This window comes from Micromonospora sp. WMMD737 (assembly GCF_049179055.1).
Classification (GTDB): domain Bacteria; phylum Actinomycetota; class Actinomycetes; order Mycobacteriales; family Micromonosporaceae; genus Micromonospora; species Micromonospora reichwaldensis.
In genome coordinates, this window is the sequence record NZ_JBMHMH010000001.1 from 1,617,081 (window position 1) to 1,630,142 (window position 13,062).

The window sequence follows — 13,062 nt, forward strand, 5'->3', positions numbered from 1 at the left end:
CGGCGCGGACCCCGGGCAGGTCAGGCGGCGGGGTCGGCGGCCAGCAGGTCCGCGTGGGCGGCCCGGAGTCGGGCGAGGCCGGGGTCGCTGCCCGGGGTGACCCGACGGTCGAGCTCGGCCCAGACCTCGGCGAGGGCGGCGGTGACCGCGCGCAGCTCGGCGGCGTGCCGGTGGGCGCTGCGCCGGTGCGCCTCGTCGAGGCGCCGGGCCCAGCCGGCGGTGACGGCGGCGAGGCGGTCGGTGTCGGCACGCGCCTGGGCGGCGCTGCGGGCGGCGGCCGCCGGGACGATCGCGGCCACCGGGCGGGGATCGCCGTCGCGGGTGACGACGGTGACGGTGTCGGTCAACTCGGCCAGCGCGACGAGCTGGGTGAGCCGGGTGCGCGCCTCGCGAAGCGGCACCGAGCGCGGCTGGTCGGTGTGCGGGGTGAGAGCGGGGACAGCCATGGATGGATGGTCGCCCCCGGGTACGACATTTACGCACGCCGACGGTCCAGGGTGGACGCGCGGACCGGAAACTGGCGCGAGCCGGGGCCCTCGCGGCGGATACGCTGCCGGCCCGGCGCCGCACCGCGAACCGGCGCGGCGCACCCTACCTATGAAGGAGCTGCCGTGTCCCGCCTCGACGTCCGGACGGTCGACCTGCGGAGGATCAACTCGCTGACCAAGTACCCGTCGATCCCCACCTACCACGCCCTCGACCCGGGCAACGGCCGGCTGCTGGCGGAGTGCGTGGCGTTCACCGGGCCGGTAACCCTCACCGAGAAGGTCGACGGGACGAACGCCCGGATCGTCGTGCTGCCCGGCGGCGCGTACCTGATCGGCAGCCGCGAGGAGCTGCTGTACGCGCGCGGCGACCTGATCGGCAACCCGGCGCTCGGCATCGTCGACGCCCTGCGCGACGTGGCCGAGCGGCTGACGGTCGCGGCGGCGGACGACCGGATCACGGTCTTCTACCTGGAGGTGTACGGCGGCAAGGTCACCGCCGCCTCCCGGCACTACACGGCCGAGCGCCGGGTCGGGCACCGGCTCTTCGACGTGGCCGTGCTGGACGACCCCGCGCCGATGCTCGACTGGCCGGCGCAGCGGATCTCGGCCTGGCGCGACGGCGGCGGCCAGCGTTTCCTCGGCGAGGCGGACCTCGTCGGGCGGGCCGACGCGCTGGGCCTGCCGGCGGTGCCCCGGCTGGCCACCGTCCCCGCCGAGGAGCTGCCCCGTGACATCGAGGGCATGCACGCGTTCCTGACCGGTCACCTGCCCCGGACCCTGGTGGCCCTGGACGGGCCGGCCGGCCGGTCCGAGGGGCTGGTGCTCCGCGCGGCGGACCGCTCGGCCATCGCCAAGGCACGGTTCCAGGACTACGAGCGCACCCTGAAGCGTCGCGAGGCCAGGCGCTGACCCGGCCGGCGGGCGCGCCCTCGGAGGCGCGCCCGCCGAGGGTCCCGGAGCGGGGCCGGCGTTCGAGGGATCAGGGAACAGCAGGGCGGGGCGACGGCGGTCCGGAAGGCGGCGAATGACGACGGCAACGTACCGGCTGGCCCGGCAGACGGCCCGGTGGTGCCGGTTCGCGGTGGTGACCGTGGAGGTGGTGCCGGCGGCGAGCACCGCGGTGCAAGTGGCACGCACCGCCGGCGGCACGCGCGTCGAACGCCGGGAGGCGGAACTGGGCGCGCACAGCGCGCTGCGGGCGCTGGGCGACGAGGGCCGCCGGTGGCAGGTGACCGTGACGGAGATCCGGGCCACGGAGACGGACACCGGGGTGGGTGACGTTCACGAGGCCAGCGCACGCGCGGTGTGGCGGGCGGCGGGTGGCGGACCGGCCCGGCGGGGGTACGACGGCCTCGCCGATCCCGGACTGGTGGCCGCCTGGCTACGGGACCGGCTCGGCCTCCGGCTGGACGGGGTCACCGAAGCCCGTCACTGGTACGACGGGCGGCGCGACGGCGACACGGCGAGCCTGCTGCACGCCTGGCTGCACTTCACCTCATGCCCACCGGCCCTGTTGCACGGACGGGGTGAGGCACTGCTGCTCTCCACCGAAGACCCGTACGGGCCGTACGACATGGCCGAGCACGGCGACGTCCGGGTCGGTCCGGCACGCCCACCCGATCTGCTCGCCAGCGTGGTGGGTGAGCGGCTGACAGGCGCAGCGGTGCTGGTCGACGTGGTCACCGGCGGATGTGGGGGTCTGCTGCTGCGGCTCGGCGGCACCGACCTGCTCGTCGCCGCTGTCGGTGACGAATGGGTGCTGGAGCGGGATCCGCGCCGGGCGGCCGTCGAGGCGCGGTGGGAAGTCCGGCCCGAACGCCTGGACAATTACAGTTAACAATCCTAATAATTGTGCATCCGTCGATCGACGGCCCTCGTACCCGGGAGGTCCGGATGCGTCGCCCTGCCCGAAACCTGCTGCTGGCCGCCGTCGCGGCCCTCGCCACCGTCACCGCCACCACGCTGACCCTCGCCGCGCCGGCCCGCGCCGCCGGCCCGACCGCCACCTTCGTCAAGACCGCCGACTGGGGCACCGGATGGGAGGGCCGCTACACCGTCACCAACGGCGGCCCGAGCACCATCACCGGCTGGCAGGTGGCCTTCACCCTGCCCACGGGCACCACGCTCGGCTCCTACTGGGACGCCACGGTCAGCAGCGTCGGCCAGCGGCACACCTTCACCAACCGCTCCTGGAACGGCACCGTGGCCCCCGGCGCCTCGGTGTCGTTCGGCTTCCTGGCCACCGGCTCCGGTTCCCCCACCAACTGCACGCTCAACGGCGCGCCCTGCTCGGGCGGCACGCCCACCACCCCGCCGACCACGGCACCGCCGACGACCGCCCCGCCCACCACCCCGCCACCGAGCACCCCACCGCCCACCACGCCGCCGCCGACCACGCCGCCGCCCACCACGCCGCCGCCGACGGGTGGGCTGCCCCGGCACGCGCTGATCGGCTACCTGCACGCCAGCTTCGCCAACGGCTCGGGCTACCTGCGGATGGCCGACGTGCCCGCCGACTGGGACATCATCAACCTCGCCTTCGGCGAACCCACCACGGTCACCTCGGGCGACATCCGGTTCCAGCTCTGCCCGGCGGCCGAGTGCCCGGGCGTCGAGAACGAGGCCGAGTTCATCGCCGCGATCCGCGCCAAGCAGGCGCAGGGCAAGAAGGTGCTGCTCTCCATCGGCGGGCAGAACGGCCAGGTCCAGCTCACCACGACCGCCGCCCGGGACACCTTCGTCCGGTCGGTGGCGGCCATCATCGACCGGTACGGCCTCAACGGGCTCGACATCGACTTCGAGGGCCACTCGCTCTACCTGAACACCGGGGACACCGACTTCCGCAACCCGACCACGCCGGTGATCGTCAACCTGATCTCCGCGATCCGCACCCTCAAGCAGCGGTACGGGGCGGGCTTCGTGCTCACCATGGCGCCGGAGACGTTCTTCGTCCAGCTCGGCTACCAGTACTACGGTTCGGGCCCGTGGGGCGGGCAGGACCCACGCGCCGGGTCGTACCTGCCGGTGATCCACGCGCTGCGCAACGACATCACCGTGCTGCACGTGCAGGACTACAACTCGGGGCCGATCATGGGGCTCGACAACCAGTACCACACCATGGGCAGCGCGGACTTCCACGTCGCGATGACCGACATGCTGCTCGCCGGCTTCCCCGTCGCCGGCAACGCCGACCGGGTCTTCCCGCCGCTGCGTGAGGACCAGGTGGCCTTCGGCGCCCCCTCCTCCCCCAGCGCCGGCAACGGCTACCTCGCCCCGGCCGGGGTGCAGGCCGCGGTGACCTGCCTGGTGAAGGGGCAGGGCTGCGGCCCGTACACCCCGCGCAGCGGCACCAACCCCAACTTCCGGGGCCTGATGACCTGGTCGATCAACTGGGACCGGTTCTACGCCTGGGAGTTCCGCCTGAGCCACGGCCCGTTCCTGCGGGCGCTGCCCTGAGCCCGGCGCCGTCGTCCGGGCCGCTCACCCGGCCCGGACGACGGCACGGGCCCGACCCGGGTGGCTCTCCGGGGCCGGCCACGCCGGAACCCGGTTGCGCCACCGAGCGGGTCCGGCCCACGATCCCCTGGCGGGCTCGGGGCCGTCGCCGGACAGACGCCCGGCCGCGTGATCGGACGACGCGACGTCCGGGGCGGGAGGCGACCGTGCGGACCATCTGCGAGGTGGCAGCCGGGATCGACGCGCGGACGGTCGTGCTCGTCGAGGGGCCGAGCGACCGGGTCGCCCTGGAGACCCTCGCCGCGCGCCGCGGCCGGAACCTCGACGCCGAGGGCGTACGGGTGGTGGCCATGGGCGGCGCGACGAACATCGGCCACTTCCTCGACCAGCTCGGCCCGGCGGGGCGCGGCCTGCGGCTGGCGGGCCTCTACGACGAGGCCGAGGAGGGCTACTTCCGGCGCGGGCTGGAGCGCTGCGGCCTCGGCGTCGACCTGTCCCGGGCCGGCATGGCGGCCCTCGGGTTCCACGTCTGCGTGGTCGACCTGGAGGACGAGCTGATCCGGGCGGTCGGCGTCGCCGGGGTGCGGGCGGTGCTTGCCGCCGAGGGTGAGCTGCGCTCGTTCGACCTGTTCCAGCGGCAGCCGGCGCAGCGGGGCCGGGCCGTCGAGGCGCAGTTGCGCCGGTTCCTCGGCACCCGGTCCGGCCGCAAGAGCGCGTACGCGCGGCTGCTCGTGGCGGCGCTGGAGCCGGACCGGGCGCCCCGCTCACTCGACGCGGTGCTCGCCGGCGTCTGAGCGCACGCCGCGCCACTCGGACGCCAGCACCGACCACACCTCGATGTCGACCCGTCCGGACGGGCCGGGATAGACCTGGCGCAGCGTCCCGTCGAGGCGCATGCCCAGCCGTCGGGCGGTGGCGATGCTGCGGGTGTTGTCCGGTTTGGTGCGCCACTCGACGCGGTGGATGCCGCGTTCCCGTACCGCCCAGTCGACGAGCCGGCCGACCGCCCGGCTGACCAGCCCGTGCCCCTCCCCGGCCGGCTCCAGCCAGCAGCCCGCCTCGCAGACGCCCCTGGCGGCGTCGAACGAGACCAGCATGACCCCGCCGACCAGGGTGTCCCGCCGCCAGATGCCCCAGATGCCGCCGGCGTCACGCGCCCACAGGTCCGCGTAGCGCTGGAGGACGGCCCGGGCACCGGCCAGGTCGTCGACCAGGAACGAGGGCGACACCCAGGGCGCGATGTGCGTACGGGCCCGCTCGAGGTGGGCGAGGAACTCCTCGGCCCGCCAGGGCTCCAGGGGACGCAGTTCCGCGTCCTCGGTCAGGGACAGGGCGAACACGGTGACCTCCGATGCAGACGGTTGAGCGGGCAATGTACCGCTATACGCTCCGGGTATACGCGGTGTGTATAGTCGCCGGCATGTCGATCGGACAGACCTTCCTGGGCCTCCTCGAGGCCACCCCCCGCCACGGCTACGACATCAAACGCCTCTACGACGAGCGCTTCGGTCACGCCCGACCGCTCGCGTACGGGCAGGTCTACGCCACCCTGTCCCGGCTGCTGCGCGGCGGCCTGGTCGAGGTGGAGGCGGTGGAGCCCGGCGAGGGCCCGGAACGCAAGCGGTACGCGATCACCGAGGCGGGCGTCACCGACGTGGCGCAGTGGCTGGCCCGGGCCGAGAAACCCGAGCCGTACCTGCAGAGCACCCTCTACACGAAGGTGGTGCTGGCCCTGCTGACCGGCCGCCCCGCCGCCGACGTGCTCGACGTGCAGCGCGCCGAGCACCTGCGGATGATGCGCGAGCTGACCCGCCGCAAGCGCGACGGCGACCTCGCCGAGCAGCTGGTCTGCGACCACGCGTTGTTCCACCTGGAGGCCGACCTGCGCTGGCTGGAGCTGACCGCCGCCCGCCTCGACGAGCTGGCCGCGACGGTCCGGTCGTGAGCGCCCCGCTGCTCCTCGCCGAGGACCTGCACCGCTCGTTCGGCCCGACCCGGGCGCTCGCCGGGGCGAGCATGCGCGTGCACCCGGGCGAGGTGCTGGCCGTGATGGGCTCGTCGGGCTCCGGCAAGTCCACGCTGCTGCACTGCCTCGCCGGCATCACCCGGCCCGACTCCGGCCGGGTCCGCTACGCCGGCCGTGACCTCGCCGCCCTGAGCGACGCCGAGCGCAGCGCGCTGCGCCGCGAGGAGTTCGGCTTCGTCTTCCAGTTCGGCCAGCTCGTACCGGAGCTGACCTGCCTGGAGAACGTCGCGCTGCCGCTGCGGCTGGGCCGGGTCGGTCGGCGCGAGGCGGAGCGGCGGGCCGCCGAGTGGCTGGACCGCCTGGAGGTCGCCGAGGTGGCCGGCAAGCGGCCCGGCGAGGTCTCGGGCGGGCAGGGGCAGCGGGTGGCGGTCGCCCGGGCACTGGTCACCCGGCCACGGGTGGTCTTCGCCGACGAGCCGACCGGCGCGCTCGATTCGCTGAACGGCGAGCGGGTCATGCGGCTGCTCACCGCCGCCGCCCGGGACACCGGGGCGGCCGTGGTGCTGGTGACCCACGAGGCGCGCGTCGCCGCGTACTCCGATCGGGAGGTCGTGGTCCGCGACGGCCGCACCCGGGACCTGGAGGTCGCGGCGTGACGCGGCTGCGCGACCGCGCGGCCGACCTGGTCATGGGCGCCCGGATGGCGTTCACGGGCGGCCGGGACGGCTGGCTGCGGGCGGTGCTCACGGCGGTCGGCGTCGGGGTGGGGGTGGCGATGCTGCTGCTCGCCGCCGCGGTGCCCGGCGCGCTGGACGCCCGGCAGGCGCGCGGCGACGCCCGCGACGACCTGCGGATGGGCGAGAAGATCCCGGCCGCCGCGAACACCCTGCTGATCCGCCAGACCGACACCGAGTTCCGGGGGCAGCCGGTGCGCGGCCGGGTGCTGCGGCCCGAGGGGCCGGCCGCGCCGGCGCCGCCCGGGGTGGCCGCGCTGCCCCGCGCCGGCGAGGTGCTGGTCTCCCCCGCCCTGCGCGACCTGCTCGGCTCCGCCGACGGCGCGCTGTTCGCCCCCCGCCTCGGCGGGGCCACGGTCACCGGCGTCATCGCCGACGAAGGGCTGGCCGGCCCCCGCGAGCTGGCCTACTACCTGGGCAGCGACACCCTCGCCGCCGACGACGCGACCCGGCTGGACGCGTTCGGCGGCGGGCTGCCCGGCGAGGCCTTCGACCCGGTGCTGGTGGTGCTGGTGGTCGTCATCTTCGTGGTCCTGCTGCTGCCCATCGCCGTGTTCCTCGGCGCGGCCGTGCGCTTCGGCGGCGAGCGGCGCGACCGGCGGCTGGCCGCGCTGCGCCTGGTCGGCGCCGACGCCGCGATGGTCCGCCGGATCGCCGCCGGGGAGGCCGCCGCCGGCGCCCTGCTCGGCGTCGCGGCCGGCGGCGTGCTCTTCGCGCTCGGCCGGCAGGTGGTGCCGCTGGTCACCCTCATGGACCTCAGCGTGTACGCCGCCGACGTGCGCCCGCCGCTGCCGCTGGTGGCCGCCGTCGCGCTGGCGGTGCCGGCGCTCGCCGTCGTGGTGACGCTGGTGTCGATGCGCGCCGTGCTGGTCGAGCCGCTCGGGGTGACCCGGCGGGCGACGCCGGTGCGCCGGCGGCTGGTGTGGCGGCTGCTGCTGCCGGCCGCCGGGCTCGGGCTGCTGCTGGCCGGCGCGGCCGGGGTCGCGCCGCTGGGCGGCGAGCGGCAGACCGCGGCCGGCGCGGTGCTCCTGCTGGTCGGCGTGGTCACCCTGCTCCCCTGGCTCACCGATCTGCTCGTACGCCGGCTGCGCGGCGGCCCGGTCGCGTGGCAGCTCGCGGTGCGCCGCCTCCAGCTCGACAGCGCCGCCTCCGCGCGGCTGGTCAACGGCATCGCGGTCGCCGTGGCGGGCACCATCGGGTTGCAGATGCTCTTCGCCGGGGTCGCCGGCCGGTTCACCTTCGACACCGGCCAGGACACCTCCCGGGCCCAGGTGCAGGTGCAGTTCTCCCCGCGGTCGGACGCGGCGGCGGGGCTGGCCCGGTTGGCCGGTGCCCCCGGGGTGACCGCGAGCAACGCCACTCTGCGGACCGTGCTCGAAATCCCGGAAGCCGACACGTTCGCCGGCCTGCGGATCGGCGACTGCGCGGCGCTGGCCGAGTTCGCCCGGCTCGACCGGTGCGCCGACGGCGACGTGTTCCTGGTCCCGGACGAGGAGGGTCGGCCGGCCGGGATCGGTCCGGGCACCGCCGTCTCGGTTCTTGAGGCTCCGGGAGCGACCTGGCGGGTCCCCCACACCGCCCGGGAGGTCCCGGGGCGCAGCGACCCGTCCGGCTACCGGCAGGGCGGGGTGCTGGCCACCCCCGGCGCGGTCGACACCGCCCGGCTGGGACCGCTGCGCGCCGAGGCGTACCTGCGGCTCGCGCCCGACCGGCCGGACGCGGTGGAGCACGTCCGCAACGCCGCCGCCGGCGTCGACCCGTACGCCTCGGTGCTCACGCTGACCGAGAACCGCCAGGCCAGCCAGTTCGTCAACGTCCAGCGCGGCCTCTACGTCGGCGCGGTGGTCACCCTGCTGCTGATCGGGGCCAGCATGCTGGTCGGCGTGCTGGAGCAGCTGCGGGAGCGCCGCCGGCTGCTGGCGATGCTGGTCGCGGTGGGCACCCGGCGCTCCACGCTGAGCTGGTCGGTGCTGTGGCAGAGCGCCGTGCCGGTGACGATCGGGCTCGCCCTGGCGGTGGTGTTCGGCCTCGGCCTCGGCGCGGTGCTGCTGCGCATGGTGCAGACGCCGGTGACGGTCGCCTGGCCGGCGCTGGGCATCTCCACCGGCCTCGGGGCGGCGGTCGTGCTGCTGGTCACCGGGCTCAGCCTGCCGGTGCTGTGGCGGCTCACCCGCCCGGACGGCATCCGCACGGAGTAGCGCGGTCTCCACGTGCGGTGGTTCGACGGCTGGCGGGCGCGGATCGCGGAGGTACAGTCCTCACGCAGCGAACGGCCCGGGCTCTTTCACTCCAGCTCCAGGGATCGTCGCAGCATCCCAGGTCAGAGGGATGCGATGGATTCTGAGATCCGACTCCCGCACTGGCAAGAAGTGGCGCAACGGGACACACGCGTCCGGCGGGCGGAAGGCGCTGCCACCCATGGTGCGGTGGTGGCGCCTTCCGGCTCGTCTCGCTACCTGCGCGAAGCCGACGGGCTGGACATCGCCGACCGCCTGCGTGAGCAGGTAAAGCGCTTCACCAAACTCCTCGCTCGAATCAGATGATCAGAAGTCCGCTCATGCCGATGAGGGGACGTTGGTGAGGTTGCTTTTCCGTAACTCGGTTGCGTGCTTGGCCCCCTCCATGGAGGGATGGGCCGTGTGGTGACTGAGATTCGTCCTGTCGAGCGTCACGAGGTTGTCGAGTATTTGCGGGCGCTGCCGTTCGCAAACGGGCTACCGAGCTGGGAGCCGTACCCCGCAGCGTGGCACGGCGGCGCGGAGGCTTGGCCGTGCCCGCGGCCGCCAGCGACTCGGGAGCAGCTGGAGTCGTGGGCCGATGAGTTGATGGAGGACGACACCTTCCGACCACAAGCGGCGATCGTGGACGGCAAGGTGGTGGGGGCCACGGCGATGCTGTCGCTCGAGGTGACCGCTCCAGGGCTGCGCGTGGTGCCCATGGGTGGCGTCACCGGCACCGGCGTCATCGCCACTCATCGGCGGCAGGGCCTGCTGCGGAGCATGATGCAGGCGATGTTCACCGATGCCCTTGAGCGTGGTGAGGCGATCGCCGAGCTCAGCGCGAGCGAGGGCAGCATCTATGGGCGGTTCGGGTTCTCCCCAGCGACGCTGCGCACCCGATGGGAGATCGAACGCTCGGACGCCCGGCTTGTCGACGCCGATCCTGACCTGGGCAGCCTGGAGTTGGTCGATGCAGCGACAGCGCGGGAGGTGTGGCCCGGGATCTTTGACTGGGTGCGACGGGCACGGGTCGGCGAGATCACGGCACCCAAGGGCCGCTGGGCGGGCCTGTCCGATGAGGCCAATGGCACCGACGGGCCGCTGCGATTCCTTATCCACCGCGACGCGGCAGGGCAGGTGGATGGCATCGCGAACTACCGCCTGCCGTGGTCGACAAACCCCGATGGGGTCGGCGTGCTGGTGGTCGAAGCGCTGGAGGCGCTCACCGATGAGGCCTACCGAGCCATGTGGTCCCTGCTGCTTGACTTCGACCTCACGCGCAAAGTCGTCGCCCCGACACGACCAGCCGACGAGCCTCTGCGCTGGATGCTACGCAACCCGCGAGCCATGCGCGTCACGCGGCAGTCGGACAACCTCTGGGTACGAGTCCTCGACCTTCCCAAAGCCCTGACCAGCCGCGGCTACGACACCGACGGCCACCTCAGGATCACCGTCGAGAAAGACCCAGAGTGCCCCCACAACATCGGTACGTGGGAACTTGAGATCAGCAAAGGTGAAGCCGAATGTCGGCGCGTTGATGGCGCCACGGACCTGACCCTAGACATACAGGCACTCGGATCGCTCTACCTCGGGGGGACGTCCGCCGCCGCCCTGGCTCGCGCCGGCAAGATCCGCCCACAAGAAGCGGATGCCCTGGCCACCCTTTCACGACTCTTCCGCACCGATCCCGAGCCTTTCAACTCGATCGGATTCTGAACCGATGGTGCATCCGCTCATGCCGCCGATCGGGCGTCGTGGTGAGCGACGGACGTGCGGTCTTCTCGATGGGATGCAGGGATGGCTTCTGCCTCTAGCCTGGATCGGACCAGCGCGTCTGCGCTGGAGCACGTAGGCGAGTCGTCGATAAGCTGAGCTCTCTGGGTGTTGGAGAGTGAGAGCGTGCGGCGGAAGATAGCTGTCATCGCGGAGCCCGGCGTGCTCGATGCCTGGGGCGCCGCAATGCTGTTCGGCGAGGCCATGGGGCTGCAGGCGTATAACGTCGGGAACCTCTGCCGAGCGGCAGTGCAGGGCGGCTCGGAATGGGGCCAGCGGTTCGCGGGTCACATGCAGGCCGGCGAGTTGGTACCAGACGAGGTGCTGGCCGAGTTCGTCGCGGACACGCTGGCACGGTCGCCAGGCTGCTGGGTGCTGTTCGGCTACCCACGGACCATTCGTCACGCCGAACTGCTGGCCGAACACGGCCATGCACCAGACATCGTCATCCAGGTGATGCTCGACGAGGACCGCATCGACCAACACTGGCGGCTGGCCGCAAGACGCGAACAGTTCCCGCAGATTCTCGCCGACCACCGGCTGCACGCGGCTCCAGTAAGGGCGTTTTATCACGCCTCTGACGCATTTCATGTACTGCAGCAGTCCGCATCGGTTGAGGAGCTCGCTGCCAATCTGCAGGCAATCGTGGTCAGTACCGGGAAGTAAGCCATCAGGTCCAAGCCGGTGTACTGATCTGCCGCCGACCGTGCGTCACCCAGCGGAGCCCTTGTCCACGGATGGCGGTGCGCGGTCGTGCCGAGTTGCGGGTGTCGGACGGGCTCACCGCCTCGCTCCCTCGCTCCGTCAGACCGGGGAGGTCGAGAGCGCCTCGGCGATCATTCGGTGGCCTTGGGCTTCGAACGGCTCGTCGCCTACTTGGTAAGCCCAGGCTGCGGTGCCAATCGCCTCGCGGACTCGGTTGCGGTGCCACCCGTCCGCCTCGCGGGGATCGCTCCCGTACCCGTCGAGAAAGGCTGCCTCGAGGTTCGGGGCGCGGCGGAAGTCCTGGACGGCCAGCCGGGCGAAGTCCGTGAATGCCGGACGCATCGCCGCACGACCGAAGTCGATGACGCCCATCACGTCGTCATGGACTAGCCAGTTCCGGGGCTGCCAGTCCCCGTGGGTGGGTACGAGGATCGCGGGCGGCGTCGGCCAGGCGGCGATCCCGGCTCGTAGTCGCTCCACGGTGGTCGCCGCGATCCGGTGTGGCTTGCAGAGCCACGCCAGTGACTTTTCGTTCTCGCGCCTCTCGTAATCGTCGTCCGTGACGACAGTCTGGGCGTGCAACAGGGCCAGCAGCTCGCCTGCCTGCCGATAGATGGAGGGATCGTCGGCGTGCTTGCTGCCGAGCACCAACTCGCCGGGCAGGTACCGGGTGACGAGGAGCTTCGCGTCCGCGCTGCCATGCACTAGAGTCGGCGCGCGGCCCCTGCTGGTCCACGGACGCAACCAGTTGAGATGGGCGTGGAGCTCCCGCTCGATGTGATGGTCGTCGTCGCCGCCAGCTTTGACGATGAATCGTGACCCGGCATGGGTCATCTCGAGGACAGTGGTCTCCACCAAGCCCCAGCTGTGGTCCCGCTCGACGGTCGCGCCCGGAAGCCACTGGTCCACCAGTGCCCGCTGCTGCGAAGAGAGGTCTCCGAACACAGAAGTCACAGTGGGATCCTATGAGGTGAACGACCGGGCCCGTCGAACAGTAGGTGGCGACCGCGCCGGACGTCCGCTCATGCTGCGTACGGCGCTGCGCGGAGCGTGATGCCCTCGGATGCTGCAGTGCTCACCCGGCGTTCGGCCAGGTTCTTGTCTCGGAGCGGCGGGATAAGACAGGGCCGTGAAGATGCGCTGGGGGTGTCTTGCTCATCCACCGCGTCGTACGAAGCCTGCCACCGAGGCCGGCAGTTCGTCCTGCGGCATGTCCTCGTAGCCAGGACGGGCGAAGTCAAACAAAAGCACGATGCGGTCGCTGGAGCCGTAGTTCCAGGCCTCATGCGTGACGGTGTCGTCGAAGACAAAGGTCTTGCCTTCGCGCCACTGCCGGGTCTCGTCGCCCACTCGCAGTGCGCAGTCCTCAGGCACGACCAGCCCGAGATGCGCACGGTAAACGGTCGTCACCCACCCCTGATGTGGCTTGATCTGGGTGCCAGGAGCCATCCGAGAAAACCCAGCGGTCGTCAGGTAAGGAATCTTCGTCAACGCGGAGGCAGTGGTCGGACAAGCTTCGAGCGCCTCCTCAATCCGTTCCCCGAAGGCGACAAGCCCGTACACGCTCCAGCCCAGGCCGTACATCTCGCGTTGCACCCACGGCTGATAGGTCTCCCGCGGCAGAGCAAGGCACTCATCCCGGATGGCCTCCCACCGTGCCCGAAGATCGGCCAGGAAGGGAAACTGCCGTTGGTCCACGAACATGAGACACCATCATGCAC

The 13,062-nt window shown here is 72.5% G+C and carries 14 protein-coding genes; 10 read left to right on the forward strand and 4 right to left on the reverse strand.

What is annotated here, in order from left to right; genetic code table 11:
- Window positions 1-20: 20 nt before the first annotated feature.
- Complete coding sequence (locus tag ACN27A_RS06400) at window positions 21-446, reverse strand: type II toxin-antitoxin system Phd/YefM family antitoxin (RefSeq protein WP_421450345.1); 426 nt, start codon at window positions 444-446, stop codon at window positions 21-23.
- Window positions 447-611: 165 nt separating this feature from the next.
- On the opposite strand from ACN27A_RS06400, the gene ACN27A_RS06405 reads away from it, so the two are divergent.
- From ACN27A_RS06405 to ACN27A_RS06420, 4 genes are all read left to right on the forward strand, one after another.
- Entirely contained in the window at window positions 612-1,397 is a 786-nt protein-coding gene (locus tag ACN27A_RS06405) for an RNA ligase family protein (RefSeq protein ID WP_421450347.1), read from the forward strand.
- A 115-nt stretch (window positions 1,398-1,512) separates the two neighbouring features.
- Window positions 1,513-2,325 (forward strand): hypothetical protein, encoded by an 813-nt coding sequence (locus ACN27A_RS06410; protein WP_421450349.1) that lies wholly within the window; start codon window positions 1,513-1,515, stop codon window positions 2,323-2,325.
- Between the two features lie 77 nt (window positions 2,326-2,402).
- A complete protein-coding gene (locus tag ACN27A_RS06415) occupies window positions 2,403-3,944 on the forward strand; it encodes a chitinase (protein ID WP_421458385.1) in 1,542 nt (513 codons plus the stop codon).
- A 206-nt stretch (window positions 3,945-4,150) separates the two neighbouring features.
- Complete coding sequence (locus tag ACN27A_RS06420) at window positions 4,151-4,738, forward strand: TOPRIM nucleotidyl transferase/hydrolase domain-containing protein (RefSeq protein WP_421450351.1); 588 nt, start codon at window positions 4,151-4,153, stop codon at window positions 4,736-4,738.
- Here the strand turns inward: ACN27A_RS06420 and ACN27A_RS06425 are convergent.
- Window positions 4,709-5,284 (reverse strand): GNAT family N-acetyltransferase, encoded by a 576-nt coding sequence (locus ACN27A_RS06425; RefSeq protein WP_421450353.1) that lies wholly within the window; start codon window positions 5,282-5,284, stop codon window positions 4,709-4,711. The two genes, ACN27A_RS06420 and ACN27A_RS06425, sit on opposite strands and share 30 nt — an antisense overlap.
- An 80-nt stretch (window positions 5,285-5,364) precedes the next feature.
- Here ACN27A_RS06425 and ACN27A_RS06430 point away from each other — a divergent pair, with 80 nt between their 5' ends.
- The 6 genes from ACN27A_RS06430 to ACN27A_RS06455 all read left to right on the forward strand — a co-directional run bounded on the left by ACN27A_RS06430 (window position 5,365) and on the right by ACN27A_RS06455 (window position 11,302).
- Window positions 5,365-5,889 (forward strand): PadR family transcriptional regulator, encoded by a 525-nt coding sequence (locus ACN27A_RS06430; RefSeq protein WP_151453153.1) that lies wholly within the window; start codon window positions 5,365-5,367, stop codon window positions 5,887-5,889.
- Window positions 5,886-6,566: an ABC transporter ATP-binding protein gene (locus tag ACN27A_RS06435; RefSeq protein WP_357576367.1), complete on the forward strand. Its 681-nt coding sequence runs from the start codon at window positions 5,886-5,888 to the stop codon at window positions 6,564-6,566. The genes ACN27A_RS06430 and ACN27A_RS06435 overlap by 4 nt, the downstream gene beginning before the upstream one ends.
- Window positions 6,563-8,842: an FtsX-like permease family protein gene (locus ACN27A_RS06440; RefSeq protein WP_421450356.1), complete on the forward strand. Its 2,280-nt coding sequence runs from the start codon at window positions 6,563-6,565 to the stop codon at window positions 8,840-8,842. The genes ACN27A_RS06435 and ACN27A_RS06440 overlap by 4 nt, the downstream gene beginning before the upstream one ends.
- 135 nt (window positions 8,843-8,977) lie before the next feature.
- Window positions 8,978-9,187 carry a hypothetical protein gene (locus tag ACN27A_RS06445; RefSeq protein WP_421450357.1) on the forward strand — a complete coding sequence of 70 codons (210 nt, stop codon included), beginning with the start codon at window positions 8,978-8,980 and terminating at the stop codon, window positions 9,185-9,187.
- An 87-nt stretch (window positions 9,188-9,274) separates the two neighbouring features.
- On the forward strand, window positions 9,275-10,579 hold the full coding sequence (locus ACN27A_RS06450) for a GNAT family N-acetyltransferase (RefSeq protein WP_421450359.1): 1,305 nt from the start codon (window positions 9,275-9,277) through the stop codon (window positions 10,577-10,579).
- Between the two features lie 219 nt (window positions 10,580-10,798).
- Window positions 10,799-11,302, forward strand: a complete 504-nt coding sequence (locus ACN27A_RS06455) for a nucleoside monophosphate kinase (RefSeq protein ID WP_421450361.1) — start codon at window positions 10,799-10,801, stop codon at window positions 11,300-11,302.
- A 138-nt stretch (window positions 11,303-11,440) separates the two neighbouring features.
- Here ACN27A_RS06455 and ACN27A_RS06460 read toward each other — a convergent pair whose 3' ends face one another.
- Together ACN27A_RS06460 and ACN27A_RS06465 are read right to left on the reverse strand one after the other, a co-directional pair.
- Window positions 11,441-12,295 carry a phosphotransferase gene (locus tag ACN27A_RS06460; RefSeq protein ID WP_421450363.1) on the reverse strand — a complete coding sequence of 285 codons (855 nt, stop codon included), beginning with the start codon at window positions 12,293-12,295 and terminating at the stop codon, window positions 11,441-11,443.
- A 201-nt stretch (window positions 12,296-12,496) separates the two neighbouring features.
- Complete coding sequence (locus ACN27A_RS06465; protein ID WP_421450365.1) at window positions 12,497-13,045, reverse strand: aspartyl/asparaginyl beta-hydroxylase domain-containing protein; 549 nt, start codon at window positions 13,043-13,045, stop codon at window positions 12,497-12,499.
- Window positions 13,046-13,062 lie beyond the last annotated feature (17 nt).